Origin of the sequence: Rhizobium sullae (assembly GCF_900169785.1) — a bacterium.
Classification (GTDB): domain Bacteria; phylum Pseudomonadota; class Alphaproteobacteria; order Rhizobiales; family Rhizobiaceae; genus Rhizobium; species Rhizobium sullae.
The window spans coordinates 60,813-78,711 of the sequence record NZ_FWER01000024.1 but is presented as its reverse complement, the minus strand read 5'-3'; the positions used below and the strand labels follow the sequence as shown (position 1 = coordinate 78,711).

The following is a 17,899-nucleotide window of genomic DNA, read 5'->3' as shown; positions in this document are numbered from 1 at the left end:
CGCATGTCCAGCCGTGAACTGCAGGACCTCGGTATCGACCGCGCCGACATCCGCAGCATTGCCCGGGGATCGCTCGCTCGCTAAATAGCGCTGGAACCCAACTCGCTTGCGACTGCTCGACGCCCGCTCATCACGCGGGCGTTTTTGCGTCAGCTGTCTCGGTTGCGCACTCTGTTGGATTGTGCCTTGTCGCGCGCCTTGTGGCGTGTGTTTCTTGCATAGCTGCAGTGCAACATAACGCCTATCCAATACCACGTGATCGCCTATGATCGTTCTCGACGAAGCAATGCACCTCCTCCCGCAAAGCTTCGTGTCTCAGACGGCCCACTCCTCCTCCCAGGGGCGTCTGTAGGAACAGCGGCACTCCTCCCCCGTCGCTGTTCGGTTCTTTTCGAAAAGCCTGCCGCACCTCCTCCCGCGGCAGGCTTTTTCGTTTCCGGGCTGTCTGCTTAAACCGGTCAGCCTCCGGCCTGTGTCGACCGGCAACCGGCCACTAGGTGTTGTAGCTCTCGGCCTGACATTCGCTCTCGGTCTAGCGAACCTCGCCTCTCGGCGATGCCGTCCGGCAGCCAGATGAACGCCGACATTCATGGCGCTCCTGTCATCCGGCTGCGGAAAATTAATCCTTCCTCGCTGTAACAAATCCTCCTCGCGCTCCGTACCTGCTGTGGAACGTCACGTGACTAGACATCGAGGAAGGACCATCGCGACGACCGACGACTATAACGATGCACCGCCGTCAGCACCGACTAAGACTTTCATTCACCGCCATTCGACAGTCACGCGCATCGGCGTGCCGCTTCGCCTGCGCGTCGAACGGCACCTTGGCTACAAGCACGCAAAATACCTGATGAGGATCGAGATCAGAGACAGCTTTGCCGGTCTCTGGGGCGGAAAGGGCGGGTTTTGGGAAGATCGCGGCTACGAGTGGTACGCCGGGATTTAAGCAGCTTTGCAACGGGCAATGATGCCCACATTGAGGAGAAGACAATGTTGAAGATCACAATCGCCGCCGTCTGCCTGGCATCGGCATTCGCGTTGCCGGTCTATGCACAGGACGCGATGACGGCGAAATGCGACGACGCTTCGATGATGAAAATTCAAAGCGACGTGGACGCCATGACCGATCCGACGATGAAGGAGAAGAAGGAAATGGCGTCGAAGGAAATGATGATGGCCAAGGATGCCATGAAGGCCGAGAAGATGGACGACTGCAAGATGCACATGGGCAACGCCATGAAAAGCATGGGCAAGATGTGACATTCCATGCAAGGTTGGCGAGCGGCGGATGGCACTAATCCACCACTCGCCACCACATTTGGCGTACGGCCGTTTCTGATGCATGCGGGAACAGGTCGGCATGCTGTTCCCCACGAGAAGGCAAGGGCTACGACTTGGTCCTGACGCCCGGAAGCTCTGCCGCTGGCCGTCTGGCCATCCGCGATTGCACACCTCCTCGGGCGGCCTTCGGGCCGCCTTTTGCAGGAGGCCTGCCGGCTCAAGAAAGGAACTGCGCGGCTTGCCCTTGTTGTTGGGAAGGAGCCTCACGGCCTTCCTGTCGAAAGACACAAAGGTTTCGCCGCCGCGCCATGTGCCCTCATGGGCGATGATGCCATCTGCGAAATCGCCACCAGCTTCCAGTAGCGCAAGCCCAGCCTCTACAGCGGGCCGGTTCATAACGACATTCCCTGTATCGAGCAGCGCGGATCGCTGACGCGATAACTTGAGATCGACAAGGCCGTGACATAAGTGATATAGAGTATTCGTCACTGAAATCACGAGGCATTCTAATGCAACCGCTCTTCGAGCATGCCATACTGATAGATGACGTAGCTTCGCCGGCAATCCCCAACAGAGATACAAGCGCTATCCAGGCGAAACTGTCGGCTGCAATCCTTGAGGCTCTGGGTCCATTCCGGAAAGGCAAGACTTTGCGCGTCGAAGGAACTGAACAAGAGCTACAGCGGTTCGCCAATGCGGTGGCCGAAATCGCATTCGGCGACTCCGTCGTTCTGCGTCTCCACCGTAATCTAACCGAGGCAGGCAAGGAGTCCGTGAAAACTTTCGCTGACGCACTTGTTCGGGTAAGCGGTACGGTCGAAGAGAATCGACTGGAAGCAGCCATAGGCAAATTAGCGGAAGTGCTTTTGCCAGATGAACTCGAAGATGCGCGTGGCGTGCTCGCGGCAGACAACCTTGAGTTACGTGATCGCTTTGTGCACGAGTTGCCTCAACTGAGTAGTATCGACGTTGGAAAGCAGTCTGGCTCCAGCGCGAAGAACAGTTACGCTACAGCAGCGCGCTGGAAGAAGAATGGCGAAATCATTTCCGTTCAGCATCGAGGCTCTGAATTCTTCCCGGCGTTTCAGTTTCAGGACGGCCGACCGCACCCAACCATAAAGCAGGTTCTGGCAGCGCTTCCCCAATCCATGACAGCCTGGCAGAAGGCGTTATGGTTCGTCTCTTCGAATGGCTGGCTAGAAGATGCTGCACCTATCGATCTCCTCGATAATGCAGACGCCTTGGTAGCTGCGGCGAAGAATGAACATGAGGAGGTTATTGGGTGAGGGGGAACAAAGTTCCTCCTCCGCCGGCTGCGTTTGCAACCGTCAATATCGCAACGATTAGATCCGGATCGGTGCTTCATCGGACGCATGCGGCTGCATTTCGCTCCAGTCAGTTCAATCCGTTCCTTGGACAACCGACCAGATTTGCGCCATTCGCAGACGCGAGTGGCACATGTGTTCCATCGCTTTACGCGGCGACCGGCCGGGAAGCAGCCGCATTCGAGAGCATATTTCATGACATTGCTCCTATCGCACGATTTAAAACCGTCCGCTTGAGTACGGTCCAATCGCGAAGCGTCAGCAGAATCGCGCCAAATAAAGACCTCGCTGTCGCAAAACTTTATTCGCCGGACCTCAAAGCCTGGAACATTGCCCGCATGAATTTGATCGAAACACCAAAGTCGACCTATCAAAAAACCGCGCGGTGGGCCCAGGCTCTGCATACGGCATTTCCCGATATCAAAGGCCTTATTTGGACGTCGCGCCAATGCGATCCAGAGAGCTGCCTCATCCTTTTTGGAGATCGTGTCCGAGAGAGCGACTTCGATGTTTTGGATTGTATCGATGTTGCCACGAACCCCAATCTTCTTCTGGAGTTGAGAGGCTACGGCAAGCGCGCGGGAATTACGATTATCTGAGCATCGTTTCCGAGCCTGCCGCCGCCTCCATTTTTCCGAAAGTCCGGAAACCCGGGGGAAGCGGAAAATGACCATCATTGCAGGTTCGACCACAGACTGAATTCATTTGCTCTCGGCGATGCGATCGTCCCGTTGGACCAGAGAATGAAGCGGCAAAGGCCTGTCGCATGGTCATGGAATACCAGCCAGTCGATCTCCAGGAATCAGTCCGAAGGCTGACCTAAATCCCCGCATTCCTGATCGCCACTGAGCTCGGGGTTTTGGAACGCGAAACGTCGGTGGACTTGAAGTCTACGGGGCCGTTCCGACAGGCCTGGAGCATAGCCAATGCGAGATGCTTCTCGCAAAGCTTCGCGGCACGACGAACTCGCCCTCGAAGTTGGAGGATCGCGTGAACATGACCGGGATGTGGTGAAATGACGAGAACGTCGCCACCCCCTCGGTCGTGTCCCAATCGATCGGCAGGCACGTGGAAAGAAGGTCCCGCAAATGCGGCGTGATGACCTGGATGCGTACGCGCCCTTCGCTGAGATCGAGTCCGTAGCCCAGTTCCGGCGGAATGCTGAACGCGCCCGCGCCCCGCGCAGCAGGGAAGAGCCAGAATCGGCGCGGCGCCGCACGGACGACCTTCAGGTCATCGCGGACGGCGATCTCTCCCACCCTCCCCGGCACAGGGCCGTCTATTTTCTGCGCCAATGCCGCCTCGAAAGAACGAAGCTCGAGATCCCATGCCTCGTACTGTATCAGCGGGCAGGGCGATTGCTTGAGGACCATGGGTTCCGAAGAATGAATCTCAACCATGCATGCGTTCTCCGGCAGAATCCAGGAAGGCGGGGGAAACCACCTTCGCTCGCACTGTTTCGCTTTTCATCGGATAGACTGCGACGACCTCGTCGCCCATGACATCCGCAGCAAGCAGGGCGAGACCTATGTAGCAATCGAGTTCCGGACTGTAGGTCACGGATGTCACGCGGCCGCGGCCGTGCCCTTCCAGCAAATCGCCGGGCGCAAACAGAATGGCTCCACCGCGAAGCCGTTTTCCGGATTCGCTGCATTTCAGGCCCACCAATCGTTGCCGGTCGGCGGCCCGAAACGCATCGCGGCGGCTCAGGACCTCGCCGACGTAGGTCGCCCGCTTCGCGACCATCCTTGCCATGCCAAGATCGGCCAGTGTCGTTCTGCCGTCGATTTCGGGGCCCGCCACATGGCCCTTTTCGATCCGCAAGGCACCAAGAGCCTCGACTCCATAGGGTTTCAGCCGATACTGCGCCCCGACCTCCAGGACATGCAGCCATGCGGCTTCCCCGTTCGATGCTCCGACGTAAATCTCGTAGGCGCGCTCACCCGAATAGCTCAGGCGCATGATTCTCAAACTGCTGCCGCAAAACGTTCCCTCGGCAAGGCCCATGTGGGGCAGAGCCTCGTTCGAGACATCGATATCGGGAAACGCGGCTGCCAGTATCTTGCGGCTTTCGGGACCTGCGACGGACATGCCTGCCCATTCATCGGTGACTGACGAAACCGAAACCCGCAAGTCCGGCCATGCGGTGTCCAGCAGGAATTCGAGCCAGGAGAGCACGTCCGCCGCCTTGCCAGTGGAGGTCGTCATGAAGAAACGGTCCTGGTCGAGGCGCGTGGTTGTTCCGTCGTCGAAGACGATGCCGTCGTCGCGCAGCATGACGCCGTAACGTGCACGGCCGACTTTGAGACTCGCAAAGCCATTCGCGTACACCCTGTCGAGGAAAGCGGCAGCGTCGGGCCCCTGAATCTCGATCTTGCCAAGCGTGGAAATGTCCATCAGCCCGGCTGCCGATCGCACGTGCCGCATCTCGTTCACATAGGCCGCGTTGACCTCCGTTCCGGAAGCCTGAAAGAACCACGGACGCATCCAGAGCCCAACCTCAAGCATTTCAGCGCCATTCGCGACATGCCAGTCATGCATGGGGGTCAGACGGAAGGGGCGGAAGTGATGGCCGATCGCCCCTCCGGCGACGGCACCGATCGAAACCGGCGTATAAGGCGGACGGAATGTTGTCGTTCCCGTTGCCGGGACCGGCAAGCCGCGCAGCTTCGCCATCGCTTTCAGCGCATTGACATTGCTGGTTTTTCCCTGGTCTGTCCCCATTCCGAGCGTGGTGTAGCGTTTGAGATGTTCGACCGATTGATAACCCTCCCGCTGCGCCAGTTGAATGTCGTCGAGGGTCACATCCATCTGCAAATCGACAAATGCCTTGCGCAGGCCCAAGGCCGGCGTGTAAGCGGCGATCAGGCCGTCTATTTCCTCCAGTTCCAGCGCGGGCGCTTCGCAGACCTTTCCATGCCATCCGGCGATGGCAGCGGCGGCGCGGCCGACGCGACAGCCCTCTGCAACGGCGGCACGGATGGTGGCACTTCCGGCGACCGCACCCGCGACAAATTGGCTTTCGGACAATTGCCCCGGAACGAAGGCGTCGATGTCCGGCCTGTAGACAGGCTTTACCCCCTGATGCGATGTCAGATGCAGGACTGGCGACCAGCCGGCCGACATGCCGACGAGATCGCAGGCTACCTCCACGCGCCCCTTTTTTCCTTCGAGCACAGCTGCCCGAACGCCCAGCTTGCCTTTTGCAGCTGCGATGCCCGTTTCAAGATGCACGTCGGCACCCAGGCGTCGCGCCTTAGCGACGAGTTGCGGCGTGGCCGATTGCCGTGCGTCGGCGATCGTGACGCGCGCGCCATTGGAAACCAGGTCGAAGGCGGTCAGATAGGCGTGGTCATCAACGGCCGCTATGACGACCTCCTTGCCCGGAAGAACAGCGTAGCGGTTGACATAGGTCCGGATTGCCGAACTCAGCATCACGCCCGGCCTGTCGTTGTTGGAGAAAACCAGCGGCCTCTCGATAGCACCAGTGGAAAATACGATGCTCTTGGTGTGCAGCAACGTGAATGTCTTCCGCGCCACGCGTGCCGCACCCTCCACAATGGGGTTGGCATCCTCGATGAGGGCAAGCGTATTCCCGTCATACTGGCCGAAAGCTGCGGTACGGGTCATCACGCGAACGTTCGACATTGTCGCCAGTTCCGCCCGTATCGTGTTCAGCCATGCCGCCGCTGCCGGATCGGAAAGCAGCCGGCCGCCGATTTCGAAATCCTGCTCTATCAGCAGCACGCGTGCTCCTGCCTCGGCGGCGGCCCTTGCGGCGCAAAGGCCAGCCGAACCGCTGCCGACCACCGCCACGTCGGTGAAATCGTCGCGGGCGTCATAAAAATCAGGATCGGGTTCCATCGAAGCCTTGCCGAGGCCCGCAGCCTTGCGGATGAAATGTTCGTAGAACATCCACGCGCTGCGGGTCGGTCCCATGAAGGTCTTGTAGTAGAATCCCGACGAGAGAAGCGGGCCGAACAGGCCGTTTATACTTTGCAAATCGAAACGCAGGGACGGCCAATTGTTCTGGCTGGCCGCATCCAGCCCCGCCGTGAGCTCGATCGTCGTGGCCGGAAGGTTCGGCTCCCGGCGTCCACCGGTGCCGACTGTGACCAGGGCATTCGGTTCTTCCGCGCCTGCAGACAGGATGCCGCGTGGACGATGATACTTGAAGCTTCTGCCGACCAGCGTCACTCCGTTGGCAAGCAGGGCGGAAGCCAGAGTGTCCCCCTTGAGACCGAAGAGCTGGCGGCCGTCGAAGGTGAACTTCAATGTCTGCGAGCGGTCCAGATATCCGCCCGAAGGAAGACGCTTGTCGATCAATGTCATGCCCGTTGCCTTCTGGAAAAACTGACCGAACGGATGGAATGCGTGACCGTGTCCCGCTCTACGACGAGCCATTGACGGCACCCCAGAACATGCTGCCAAAATTCCTGGTGCAGACCTTCCGGATTCGACCTCACATACACATATCGATACCAGGCATCGGGGTCGGAATTGTCATGGGCCGGCCGCTCGACAGCGGCGTCACCGCCGTAGCGGAATTCGCCATGGTCGCGGATGCCGCAACAAGGGCATTCGATACGAAGCATTTTCGCTCTCCTACTGAAGCCAGGCGAAGGGGCCCGCACCCGCTTCGTCAAGCAAATATCCGGTACGGAAGCGGTCGAGCCCGTAGCCTTCGATGAGGGGATGTGTCTTCCCGGTTGCTAGCATGTGCGCAAAGCACCAGCCCGACGCAGGAGTCGCCTTGAATCCGCCGTAGCACCAGCCGCCGTTCAGATAGAGACCCTCGACGGGCGTGGGCGAGATGATAGGGCTTGCGTCCGGCGTCATATCCATGATCCCGCCCCAGTGTCGAAGCAGACGAAGCCGGGATATGTTCGGCATCAGCGCGATCGCTGCCTCGCAGACTTCACGCAGCACTCCCGTGTTGCCGCGCTGTGCGTAGGAATTGTATCCATCAAGATTGCCGCCGAAGACCAGGCCGCCCTTGTCGGACTGACTGAGATAGAAATGGTCAGCGCCATAGGCGATGACATGGTTGACCAAAGGCTTGACCGGCTCCGTCACGAATGCCTGGAGGAGATGGCTTTCGATCGGAAGTTCGAGACCGGCCTTCTGACCGAGGACGGAGGTGTGGCCGGCCACTGCGAGACCGACCCGCCCGGCCCCGATACGGCCGCGTGTCGTCTCGACGCCGACGATCCGTTCATCATCGCGAAGAAAGCCCGTTACTTCGCAGCCCTCTATGATGTCCACGCCGTGGCAGCTAGCTGCCCGCGCATAGCCCCACGCGACGGCGTCGTGACGGGCCGTTCCGGCACGGCCTTGAAAGATTGCGCCATGGATCGGAAACCGTGCTGTTTCGGAAAAATCAAGGTAAGGAACGAGCTTTCGGACCTGCTGCCGGTCGAGAATGTCGGCGTCGATGCCGTTCGAGCGCATGATGTTGGCACGATGAGCGAATGCGTCGAGCTGGTCGGCCGAATGCGCCGTGACCAACTGGCCGCGCTGTGAAAACATGACGTTGAAGTTCAGGGCGGCCGACAGGCCTTCCCAAAGTTTCATGGAATATTCGTAAAACTGGGTATTGCCGTCGAGCAGGTAGTTCGATCGAATAACCGTGGTGTTGCGCCCGACGTTGCCGCCGCCGATATATCCCTTTTCCAGGACGGCAACGTTGCGGACACCGTGGTTTTCCGCAAGATAGAAGGCGGTGGCGAGGCCGTGCCCGCCACCTCCAATGATGATGACGTCATACGACGGCTTCGGGCTGGCAGCACGCCAGGCGCGTTGCCAGCCTCTGTTGCCTTTGGCTGCATGGCGCAGCAGCGAGAAAATCGAATAGCGGCCCATGGGGTAGTCCTATCGAACAATCGGACCCAGCGGCGTGCGGGTGAGCACCTCGGGACCGTCTTCCGTCAAAAGCACGGTGTTGGAAACGAAGTCGTCGCCCTGGCCCGTGCCCATCAGCCAGGACAGAATGTGGAAGCTCATGCCGGTACGGATCTCGAGATCGGAATCGTGCCTGAGACCCGTCACCGAGTTTCCGCCCGTCCACGACGGCGGCTGGCCGACGCCGACGCAGTAACCGCAGTGATGCCGCCGGTAGTGGGAAAGCCCTGCTTCGTCGACCGCACCCTGCCAAGCCGCGTAGACATCGCGGGCAAGCGCGCCCGGCTTGAGCGCTCCGAGAACGGCGTTGAACGCCCTTGCCGTCACGTCCGCCATGCGCGCGTCGTTATCGCTGATCCCGCCAAGCCGGATCAAGCGTCCGAGGGGCGCGTGATAACGGGAGATGCACCCGGAAAGCTCGACAAAGACCGGCTCGCCCTTGCGGTATTGCCCTCCTCCCCAGGTCGTATGCTCCTCGCCGAGCCTCGATGCCGGACGGATGAACGGGCCGAAGCCGGGCACATGACCGCCCGCCCGGGTCATCGCAGCGATGCATGCGGCGGCAACGTCACGCTCGTCGGCACCATCCGTGATCATCTCGATGGCAGCAGCCGCCGCCAGATCGGTAATTGCCGCAGCCCGCCGTATGAGGCCCTGCTCCTCGGTGCTCTTTACAAGCCGCAGGCGATCAACCAGCCCGGAGACATCGCGCCAGTCGGCACTCAGCAGAGATTTCAGGCGCAAAGCAAGGCCATGGCTCAATCCCGCCGTCCAGTACTCAAGACCGATCCGCTTGCCGGCGAAACCCTTCTCACCAAGGACCCGCGAAGCAAGGTCGGCGGCGGTTTCGCTGTCGCTGTGACCGCGGAAGCCGGCGGCACGGACATGGCTTTCTATCGTGACCCGCTCCATTGCGCGGGTGATGAGCGTGGGCTCCCCTTCAAGCGGCACGACGAGAAGATGGGGCGCGAAATAGCCCCAGTGGTCGAGGCCCGTGAGATAGAAAACGTTCTCCGGCGATGCAAAAACCGCAGCGTCCAGTTCTTGCTCGGCGAGCCCAGTGCGTACCGCGTCGAGACGGCGCGCAATTTCGCCATCGGTAAAGGGATTGCCGTCCATGTCAGTCTCTCTTTTCTTTATCCGCAATCGGCCGAATCCGGCCGAGTTGCGGGAATGTCTATTCGATGACGATCAGCTCACGCGGCGACGCACACAGCTTCTCGCCGCCCTTGTCGGTCACGACGAAGGATTCCGAAATCGCCAGGCCGAAATCATCAAGCCAAACGCCCGCCATCATGTGGAAGCACATGCCAGGCTGCAGTTCCGTCCTGTCGCCCGGCCGCAGGCTTACCGTCCGCTCGCCCCAGTCCGGCGGATAGGCAAGACCGATCGGATAGCCGACCCGGCTTTCCTTTTTCAGTCCCCGGCTGCGCAGGACCGACTGCCACGCCGCCTCCACCTCCTCGGCGGTTCTGCCGGAGCGGGCCTTCTCGAGACCGGCGTCCACGCCGTCCACGATCGCTTTTGCGATGTCGAGATAGACCTGCGGCGGTTTGCCAAAATGCACTGTGCGCGTGAGGGCTGCATGGTAGCGCCGCCTCACGCCGGCGATCTCGAGGATCGCAAGTCCCGATTGAGGCAACGGAGCTTCGGTCCAAGTCAGATGCGGCGTCGCCGTTCCGTCGCCGACCGGCATCAGCGGACAGATCGCGGCATAGTCTCCGCCAAGACCATCCACGCCCATGATCTGGGCATGATAGAGTTCGGCGATAACCTCATTCTGCGGGACGCCGGGATGCATCTTGCCGATCGCCCGGTCCATCGCATGCGAGCAGATCGTTCCCGCCTCTCGCATCAACGCCAGCTCCGGTTCGGATTTGATCAGACGTGCCCAGTTGACGAGGTCTCCGTTGTTGGAAAATCTCGCCCCCGGCAGGCCTTTGACGAGATGGGCATGGCAGCGCGCCGTATAATAATGTGCATCCATTTCTACTCCGATGCGCGCCCTGCCCCAGCCTCTCAGACGGACGAGTTCTGCGAGTTCATCGAAAGGATGCCCATCCGGGTTCTGCACGAGATATTCGGAAAAGGGCACAATGTTGCGCGCAGGCAGTCCGGTGGTCAGGCGTGCGCTCTTCTCGTCCTGCGCCCGGCCGAACCAGATCGGCAGCTCCTCGTCGAGGTGCACAAGCACGCATTGCGGAACATAAAAGGACCAGCCGTCGTAACCGGTGAGCCAGCTCATGTTGGCCGGATCCTGGCAGACCAGGAGATCGAAGCTCGCCCGCTCCATCCGCTGCTTCACTTCGCGAATCCGTCGGGAAAACTCCGCTTTGGTAAAAACAGATCGTCTGTTCACGACATCTCCCTTTCACCATATGGCATCGCATAGATGTGTACATCATTTTCTGCAACATGCAACATTGCTCGCCTTTATGCGGATCTGTTGCCGACTTTCTGGGTTTTTCTTGCCAAATTGCAAGACAGATGTATACTTCTTTCACCTGAAGGCATCTGCCGTCCAGGCGACCACCAAACGAAAAAAGGGGAACCCATGTTTAAAACGCTCATCTCCCGCAGGAACGCTCTCAGGGCCGCCGCGCTGACGATCGCCACCGTATCTTTCGGCATCCATGCCCATGCGGAATCCACGCTCGAAAAAGCGAAGGCTGCGGGTTATATCCGCATCGGATTTGCCAACGAGTCGCCCTTCGGTTTCGCAACGCCGGATGGCAAGCTCTCCGGAGAGGCTCCGGAAGTCGCCAAGGCCGTACTCAAGAAAATGGGCATCGCCGAGGTTGACGGCGTTCTCACGGAATTCGGATCCCTCATTCCCGGCCTCAAGGCGGGGCGTTTCGACATCATCGCCGCAGGAATGTTCATCAATCCAAAACGCTGCGCCGAGATCGCGTTTTCCGAGCCCTCCTATGGCATCGGGCAGGCCATGCTGGTTGCCAAGGGCAACCCCAAGGCGATCAAGGACTATTCCACCCTTGCATCGAACAAGGATCTGAAGCTTGCCGTCATGGCCGGTGCGGTGGAAGGCGGTTACGCCAAGGACGCGGGGCTCGCGGCGGCACAGGTCGTCTCCCTACCCGACCAGTCCAGCCTCGTCGCCGCCGTTCAGTCCGGGCGAGCGGACGCCGCCGCGTTGACCGCGCTGTCGATCGCCGACATGGCCAAGAAGGCAGACGGTGTGGAGTCGACCGAACCCTTCGGCGAGGTTGCTGGTAAGTCAGTGAAAGGACATGGCGGCTTCGGATTCCGAAAGGAAGACGCCGATCTCGTGGACGCTTTCAACAAGGAACTTGCCGCCTTTTTGGGAACGCCTGAGCATATTGCACTTGTTGAGCCCCTCGGCTTCGGGAAAGGATACCTTCCGAACAAGACGACGAAGGAACTCTGCGAAGGCGAATGATGCCGTATGGCCGGCGGCGCGGCAGCGCCGCCTTTCCAAATCCCCTATGACGAGGGACGCAGATGTGGATTCGTATGCTCGCCGCAATGCTTGCTGCAACGCTGCTTCTAATTTTGCTGCTTTCATTGAACGATGAATACTGGCTTTTCTTGCCAGGTCTGCTCCAAGGTGCAGTCCTGACTGTCGAGATCACGTTGCTGGCAGCCATCGTGGCGATTTTTATGGCCTTCGTCGCGGCACTCGCAAAACTCTATGCTCCCCTCCCAATACGATGGCTGTCGTCGGCATACATCGAGATATTCCGCGGAACGTCGGCACTTGTGCAGCTCTTCTGGCTCTATTTCGTGCTTCCCCAGTTCGGCGTTTCTCTCGACGCCTTTGTCGTGGCCGTTCTAGCGCTCGGCCTCAATATCGGTGCGTATGGCGCTGAAGTCGTCAGAGGTGCCATTATTTCGGTGGCACGTGGACAGTGGGAGGCATCCGTCGCGCTGAACATGTCTAGGGGACAGATGCTCCGCCGGATCATATTGCCGCAGGCCTTCGCAGCGATGATCCCGCCTTGGGGCAACCTGTTGATTGAACTCGTCAAGTCGACTTCGCTTGTTTCGTTGATCACATTGGCGGACCTGACGTTCAAGGCCCAGCAGATGAACCAGACGACGCTGAAGACCGTGCAGGTGTTCACGCTCGTCCTGCTGATCTATCTCGCCATTTCTCTGACCGTCACAATCGCTATGCGCGTTCTTGAACAACGCGCTGGGCAAGGAATGACACGCGGAAAGGCCGCCTGATGTGGGACTGGGCATTTACGTTCGAGATTCTGCCGGTACTCGGCCGGGCCGCCATCGTGACCGTCGAAGCAACCGTGCTCGGCTTTGTCATTGCCGCAACGCTCGGCCTTCTGCTCGCCTCGATAAGGCTCGCTTTCCCGCTCGCCGGCGTGGCGGTCACGGTCCTTGTTGAACTTATCCGATCGACGCCGCTGCTCATCCAGATCTTCTTTCTCTTCTTCGTGCTGCCGAAGGCTGGCATCGTGCTCGACGCGTTTACGGCGGGCGTGCTGGCGATCGGCATCCACTATGCCGCCTATTGCTCGGAAGTGTACCGGGCCGGCTTCGAGAACGTGCCCAGAGGGCAGTGGGAAGCCTCGATCGCCCTCAACCTCTCTTCCTGGCGCACGTTTCGGGATATCATTCTGCCGCAGGCTCTGCCTCCCGTGGTTCCAGCACTGGGCAACTACCTGATCGCGCTTTTCAAGGAAACACCCCTGCTCTCGGCGATCGCGGTTCTTGAACTCATGCAGACCGCAAAGATCATCGGATCGGAGACCTTCCGCTACACAGAGCCCGTCACACTCGTTGGCGTCTTCTTTTTGGGTATGAGCCTGGTTTCGGCGAGCATGGTGCGACTGCTCGAATCATGGCTCAAGTGGAGATACTAATAATGACCGACATGCCAATGGTTCGTTTCGAAAACGTCTCAAAACGGTACGGCACGTTCAGCGTTCTCGACAATCTCAATCTCGATATCGGCTACGGCGAAAAAGTATCGATCATCGGTCCTTCCGGCTCGGGCAAGACCACCGTGCTTCGCATGCTGATGACCCTGGAATCCATCAACGACGGCGTGCTCTGGGTCGACGGCGAGCCAATGACCCATATGAAAAAGGACGGACGGCTCGTGCCGGCAACCGCCAAGCACATACGCCGCATCCGGGCGAAGATCGGCATGGTGTTCCAGTCCTTCAATCTGTTCCCGCACATGACCGCGATGGGAAACTGCATCGAAGCTCCGATCACGGTGCTTGGAATGAAGCGCCGGGAGGCCGAAGAGCGAGCTGCGGAGTTGCTCGACATGGTGGGGCTTTCAACAAAGAAGGACCATTACCCTGCGCAACTTTCCGGAGGCCAGCAGCAGCGCGTCGCAATCGCGCGCGCGCTTGCGATGCGGCCAAAGATCATGCTGTTCGACGAAGTCACCTCCGCGCTGGACCCTGAACTTGTCGGGGAAGTTCTTCAGGTGATAAGGAAGGTCGGCACCGAACATGACCTGACCATGTTGATGGTCACCCATCAGATGGGGTTCGCCAAGGAATTCTCCGACAGGGTGTGTTTCTTCTATCAGGGCAAGATTTGCGAGCAGGGGCCTCCGGCGGAAATCTTCGGGAATCCTAAGAACGAAAGGACGAGGCAGTTTCTCAACGCTGTCTTGCAAGCGGGATAGCATTGCAAACTGAAACACCCAGCGACACGGCCAGCATCGAACCTCTTCCGTCCGGGTCGGCCCGCGAGAGGTTCGATCGGATATACTACACCCTTAGGGACCGTATCTGCCTGCTCGAATACGCGCCGAGCAGCCGCTTGTCCGAAGAAGAGTTGGCAAAAGAATTCTCCACGAGCCGCACGCCCGTGAGGCGTGTTCTGGCGAGGCTGGAATCCGAAGGACTCGTGGAATCGGTCCATGGGGTGGGCACGATCGTTACCGATCCCGACATCAACGAAGTGGTGCAAATCTACCATCTTCGGATGGAACTCGCCCTTCTTATCGGCAAGCTTTCTCCCGTGCCGCGTGATGCGAAGGATCTGGAACGGATCAGGTCGCTCATCGCACGATGCGATGCCGCGATGCAGAACCCGACACAGAAGGCTTTTTTGCTGCTGAACATGGCATTCTTCGCCGAGATCCGGGCCTTCACGGGGAATCTGCCGCTCAGGGAAATCAGCGAGCGGCTTTATTATCAGGTCGTGCGGGTCGTGCTGAAGATGATGCCGAAGCTCGGTTTGGCCGAAGAGTTTGCCGCCTTTCGCAGTGAAATGCAGGCGGTTCTCTCTGCAGCCGAGATAGGCGACTGGGAAGCAATCGGATACATACGCCGCGCCCATATCTCGATGAGCTTTCATCGAATAATGAACTATGCCGACAAGACGGAGCTCTCCGCAGACGCTATTCGGACATGACGCAAGGCGCCGGGCGACCGATCGATGCCGGCGTTCGTCTCCGCGCGAGCGTGCGGCCCCGTCCATATTGTCCCGCCAGGTGCTTCTACTTGATATATTCGAAAAGATGGTCATGCGGCTCGACGCCAAGTCCGCTTCCTGTCGGTATCGTGTAATAGCCCTCCTGGCATGCCATGTCTCCGGTAACGAAATCGAGGTTTCGGTCAAAAACGGAGTGCTGGTATTCGTGATAGGGAACATTCTGAAGTGCTGACGCTGCCTGAAGGCTGGCAGCCATGAAGATGCCGATGCTGATCGAGGCATGGGGAATGACGTTCATGTGGAACGCCTGCGCCATGCGGCCGATCTGGATGAATTCCGAGATGCCGGAGTGGCCGACCTCCGGCTGGACGATGCTCATCGCCCGCGCCTCGAAGCGCGGACGGTATTCGTAAGCCGTGCGCAGCTCCTCGCCGAGCGCCAGCGGCACGCCGATGCCCTGCGCGACGCGCGCCTGTCCTTCAAGATTTTCTGGCTGGCAGGGCGCCTCGGCAAAGTAAAGATTGTAGGGCTCCAGCCTGCGGATGAGCCGGATCGCCTCCGCCGCCTCGAATTTCCAGTGCAGGTCGACCATGACGTCGACGTCCGGACCGACCGCCTCCCGCAGCGCCGCCATCTCCTTGACGATGCCTTCATCTGACACCGCCGCGGCAAACTTGATGCCCTTGTAGCCCCTGCCGGTCCACTCGACGGCAAGGTCGCAGCGCTCCTTGATCGTCGCGCGCGGCAGGCCCGAGACATAAGCGGGGATCGCATCGTGGCGACGCCCGCCAAGCAGCGTCGAAACGGGAACGCCGAGGCCCTTGCCGGCAAGATCCCAGAGCGCGATGTCAACGCCCGCCAGCGCATCGAGATAGTAGCCGCCAAAAAACCCCCTCACCCGCATCAGATCGTAAAGGTCCTCATGGATGACGACGGCGCCCGCCGGGTCGCGGCCGATGATGACGGGGCCGAGCACGTCGTCAATGATCGCCTTGGTCGCCTCCGGTGCCACGATGCCGTAGCACTCGCCCCAACCGACCCTACCGCTCTCTCCGGTCACCTTCACCAGCAGCGTCATGTCGGCGGAAGGATAGATCGTGCGGTTGCCCTTGCGGATGAGATAGCCGCGCCCGTTGATCGCCTCGCCTTCCTTCAGCGGCCCGAGATAGGGCACCTCGCGCGGAATGGAGATAATGAAGGTTTCAACTGAAACGATCGCATCGACGATGTTCTTGCCCATGTCTTCGACCTCAGCTCGGTATGTGATGCTTATAGGGCAGCTCGGCATCCGCGATCAGCGCCGCAAGCTCGGCGCGGTCGCCGTCGTCGAATTTCGGGCCTTTGCCACGCACGAAGACATTCCTGATGATGCCGCGCCGGCGCAACACCTCCTTGGTCATGTGCATGCGGAAGATCGCCTGGAAATTCAGAAGTGGCAGCGAGGCAGAATAGAGCTTTCTCGCCGTCTTCACATCGCCCTGCTGCCAGGCATGCACGAGGGCGGCATGGATGTCGGCAAGCTCGCTGGCCGGCATCGTGCCTGCCGCGCCCCTGGCGAGCTCGTCGGTGATATAGCGCCCGCCGGCACCGCCGAAGATCGCCTCGAGCGAACCGTTGGCGGCCGCCTTGATGCGGGTCAGATGCTGGCCGCAGGGAGGTGTCTCCTCCTTGATGTAGCGGATTGCCGACACCGCGCTCGCGATCCCGGCCACCTCCTCCGGCGTCAGTCCCGCGCCGATCGGCTTCGGCTGGTTCTGCAGCATGATCGGCACGCCGGCTCCGGCGGAGACTTCCTTGAAATAAGCGATCTGGGCGGCGATGTCGTTAGCGAGATGGAGCGGCGCCATGACCATCGCAGCCGCAGCACCGATTTCGGCCGCCTGGGCGATATGGCGGGCGGCGGCTTTCGGGTCAGGGTCGCTCGCGCCGATGACGATCGGGATCCGGCCGGCGATGCGCTCGCCGAGCAGGACCACCTGACGCCGACGCTCCTCCGGCGTCAGCGTATCCACCTCGCTCGCCACGCCCGGATAGACGACGCCGTCGGAACCGCTCTCGATGGCGAAATCGATGACAGCAAGGAAATCCGGCTCGTCGATCGTGCCGTCGTTGCAAAAGGGGGTGGGAAGCACAGGGAAGGACCCGGCAAGTTTCGTGGTCATTTGACAGCTCCGGCAGTGACGCCCTGAATGAAATAGCGTTGGAGGAACATGAAGGCCGCGACAATCGGGGCCGAGACGACGAGGGATGCCGCCATGGCGCCGCCCCAGTCGGCATTGGTTTCGTTGAGATAGGTAAGCAGCAGACCGGGACCGATGGTGCGCTTGTCCTCCGAGACGATCAGCGTCATCGAATAGAGCAGATCGTTCCAGCTCCACATGAAGGAATAAAGGAAGACGGTGACGATCGGCGGGATCGAGATCGGGATGACGATCGTGTGGAAGATGCGGAAGTCGCTGGCCCCATCGGCGCGCGCCGCATCGATGAGCTCGTCCGGCACCTGGCTGAAATAGCTGTAGAGCATGTAGACGGCGACCGGCAGGGCAAAGACGATGTAGCTCAGGATCAGCCCCGGCCGCGTGTCGAGCAGGCCGAAATCGGTCATGACCGGATAAATGCTGATGAGCAGCAGGCCGAAGGGGAACATCTGCGCAGAGAGCATGAAGAGCATGATCGGCTGGCGTCCGGGATAGCGGTACTTGGCGAAGCTGTATCCAGCGTAGATCGCCAGGATGGTGTTGATCGTCGCGCTCGCGCCCGACGTGATCAGGCTGTTCAAGAGATAGAGCCCGAGCTGGCTCTCGGTCATCAGCGACCAGTAATGGGAAAGCGTCAGGTTCCTCGGAAAGAAGGTCGGCAGGACCTGGTAGAGCTCCTCATTGGCCTTCAGCGAGGAGATGATCATCCAGTAGATCGGAAAGAACAGATAGAAGCCGATCAGCAGAATGGTGCCGCCGAAGACGAGCTTGGCCGCGCGGCTGGAAAGATCGAACATC

At 59.9% G+C, this 17,899-nt stretch carries 18 protein-coding genes and 2 pseudogenes; 10 read left to right on the top strand and 10 right to left on the bottom strand.

Features of this window, described 5'->3' with window-relative positions; all coding sequences use genetic code 11:
* From BN1800_RS40460 to BN1800_RS21545, 3 genes and pseudogenes are all read left to right on the top strand, one after another.
* On the top strand, window positions 1–84 hold an 84-nt coding region (locus BN1800_RS40460; protein ID WP_143534042.1), incomplete at its 5' end, for a YjiS-like domain-containing protein.
* Window positions 85–790: 706 nt separating this feature from the next.
* Window positions 791–946, top strand: a pseudogene (locus tag BN1800_RS21550) (molybdopterin-binding protein); the annotation flags it as partial.
* A gap of 44 nt (window positions 947–990) precedes the next feature.
* The gene (locus tag BN1800_RS21545) at window positions 991–1,260 is read left to right on the top strand and encodes a hypothetical protein (RefSeq protein WP_143534040.1); all 270 of its coding nucleotides are present in this window, start codon (window positions 991–993) and stop codon (window positions 1,258–1,260) included.
* Window positions 1,261–1,498: 238 nt separating this feature from the next.
* Here BN1800_RS21545 and BN1800_RS21540 read toward each other — a convergent pair.
* A pseudogene (locus tag BN1800_RS21540) lies at window positions 1,499–1,701 on the bottom strand (PIN domain-containing protein); the annotation flags it as partial.
* An 89-nt stretch (window positions 1,702–1,790) separates the two neighbouring features.
* Here BN1800_RS21540 and BN1800_RS21535 point away from each other — a divergent pair.
* Together BN1800_RS21535 and BN1800_RS21530 are read left to right on the top strand one after the other, a co-directional pair.
* Entirely contained in the window at window positions 1,791–2,567 is a 777-nt protein-coding gene (locus BN1800_RS21535; protein ID WP_087000943.1) for a hypothetical protein, read from the top strand.
* On the top strand, window positions 2,564–3,205 hold the full coding sequence (locus BN1800_RS21530) for an RES domain-containing protein (protein WP_087000941.1): 642 nt from the start codon (window positions 2,564–2,566) through the stop codon (window positions 3,203–3,205). The genes BN1800_RS21535 and BN1800_RS21530 overlap by 4 nt, the downstream gene beginning before the upstream one ends.
* Window positions 3,206–3,496: 291 nt before the next feature.
* Here the strand turns inward: BN1800_RS21530 and BN1800_RS21525 are convergent, their stop codons facing one another.
* From BN1800_RS21525 to BN1800_RS21500, 6 genes are read right to left on the bottom strand one after another with little or no spacing between them, the layout of a single operon-like run.
* Window positions 3,497–4,006 carry an aminomethyltransferase family protein gene (locus BN1800_RS21525; RefSeq protein ID WP_087000939.1) on the bottom strand — a complete coding sequence of 170 codons (510 nt, stop codon included), beginning with the start codon at window positions 4,004–4,006 and terminating at the stop codon, window positions 3,497–3,499.
* A complete protein-coding gene (locus BN1800_RS21520; RefSeq protein ID WP_244564590.1) occupies window positions 3,999–6,938 on the bottom strand; it encodes a sarcosine oxidase subunit alpha family protein in 2,940 nt (979 codons plus the stop codon). Before BN1800_RS21520 ends, BN1800_RS21525 begins: the two co-directional genes overlap by 8 nt.
* Window positions 6,935–7,201, bottom strand: a complete 267-nt coding sequence (locus BN1800_RS21515) for a sarcosine oxidase subunit delta (RefSeq protein WP_087000937.1) — start codon at window positions 7,199–7,201, stop codon at window positions 6,935–6,937. The genes BN1800_RS21520 and BN1800_RS21515 overlap by 4 nt, the downstream gene beginning before the upstream one ends.
* A gap of 10 nt (window positions 7,202–7,211) precedes the next feature.
* Entirely contained in the window at window positions 7,212–8,468 is a 1,257-nt protein-coding gene (locus BN1800_RS21510) for a sarcosine oxidase subunit beta family protein (protein WP_087000935.1), read from the bottom strand.
* A gap of 9 nt (window positions 8,469–8,477) precedes the next feature.
* Window positions 8,478–9,626 carry a M24 family metallopeptidase gene (locus tag BN1800_RS21505; RefSeq protein WP_087000933.1) on the bottom strand — a complete coding sequence of 383 codons (1,149 nt, stop codon included), beginning with the start codon at window positions 9,624–9,626 and terminating at the stop codon, window positions 8,478–8,480.
* A 58-nt stretch (window positions 9,627–9,684) separates the two neighbouring features.
* Entirely contained in the window at window positions 9,685–10,866 is a 1,182-nt protein-coding gene (locus BN1800_RS21500; RefSeq protein ID WP_087000931.1) for a M24 family metallopeptidase, read from the bottom strand.
* Between the two features lie 195 nt (window positions 10,867–11,061).
* On the opposite strand from BN1800_RS21500, the gene ehuB reads away from it, so the two are divergent.
* The 5 genes from ehuB to BN1800_RS21475 all read left to right on the top strand — a co-directional run bounded on the left by ehuB (window position 11,062) and on the right by BN1800_RS21475 (window position 14,882).
* Window positions 11,062–11,925: an ectoine/hydroxyectoine ABC transporter substrate-binding protein EhuB gene (gene ehuB, locus BN1800_RS21495; protein WP_087000929.1), complete on the top strand. Its 864-nt coding sequence runs from the start codon at window positions 11,062–11,064 to the stop codon at window positions 11,923–11,925.
* 62 nt (window positions 11,926–11,987) lie between these two features.
* A complete protein-coding gene (ehuC, locus tag BN1800_RS21490) occupies window positions 11,988–12,716 on the top strand; it encodes an ectoine/hydroxyectoine ABC transporter permease subunit EhuC (protein WP_087000927.1) in 729 nt (242 codons plus the stop codon).
* On the top strand, window positions 12,713–13,366 hold the full coding sequence (gene ehuD, locus BN1800_RS21485) for an ectoine/hydroxyectoine ABC transporter permease subunit EhuD (RefSeq protein ID WP_087000925.1): 654 nt from the start codon (window positions 12,713–12,715) through the stop codon (window positions 13,364–13,366). Before ehuC ends, ehuD begins: the two co-directional genes overlap by 4 nt.
* Window positions 13,367–13,368: 2 nt before the next feature.
* Window positions 13,369–14,148 carry an ectoine/hydroxyectoine ABC transporter ATP-binding protein EhuA gene (gene ehuA, locus BN1800_RS21480; protein WP_087000923.1) on the top strand — a complete coding sequence of 260 codons (780 nt, stop codon included), beginning with the start codon at window positions 13,369–13,371 and terminating at the stop codon, window positions 14,146–14,148.
* Between the two features lie 2 nt (window positions 14,149–14,150).
* Window positions 14,151–14,882, top strand: coding sequence for a GntR family transcriptional regulator (locus BN1800_RS21475; protein ID WP_179213843.1), 732 nt, complete (start codon window positions 14,151–14,153; stop codon window positions 14,880–14,882).
* Window positions 14,883–14,967: 85 nt separating this feature from the next.
* Here BN1800_RS21475 and BN1800_RS21470 read toward each other — a convergent pair whose 3' ends face one another.
* Genes BN1800_RS21470 through BN1800_RS21460 form a run of 3 tightly spaced genes read right to left on the bottom strand, consistent with a single transcriptional unit; the run spans window position 14,968 to window position 17,898 of the window.
* Entirely contained in the window at window positions 14,968–16,143 is a 1,176-nt protein-coding gene (locus tag BN1800_RS21470) for a mandelate racemase/muconate lactonizing enzyme family protein (RefSeq protein ID WP_087000919.1), read from the bottom strand.
* A gap of 10 nt (window positions 16,144–16,153) precedes the next feature.
* Entirely contained in the window at window positions 16,154–17,065 is a 912-nt protein-coding gene (locus BN1800_RS21465) for a dihydrodipicolinate synthase family protein (RefSeq protein ID WP_087000917.1), read from the bottom strand.
* Window positions 17,062–17,898, bottom strand: coding sequence for a carbohydrate ABC transporter permease (locus BN1800_RS21460; protein ID WP_087000915.1), 837 nt, complete (start codon window positions 17,896–17,898; stop codon window positions 17,062–17,064). Before BN1800_RS21460 ends, BN1800_RS21465 begins: the two co-directional genes overlap by 4 nt.
* Window position 17,899: the final 1 nt, after the last annotated feature.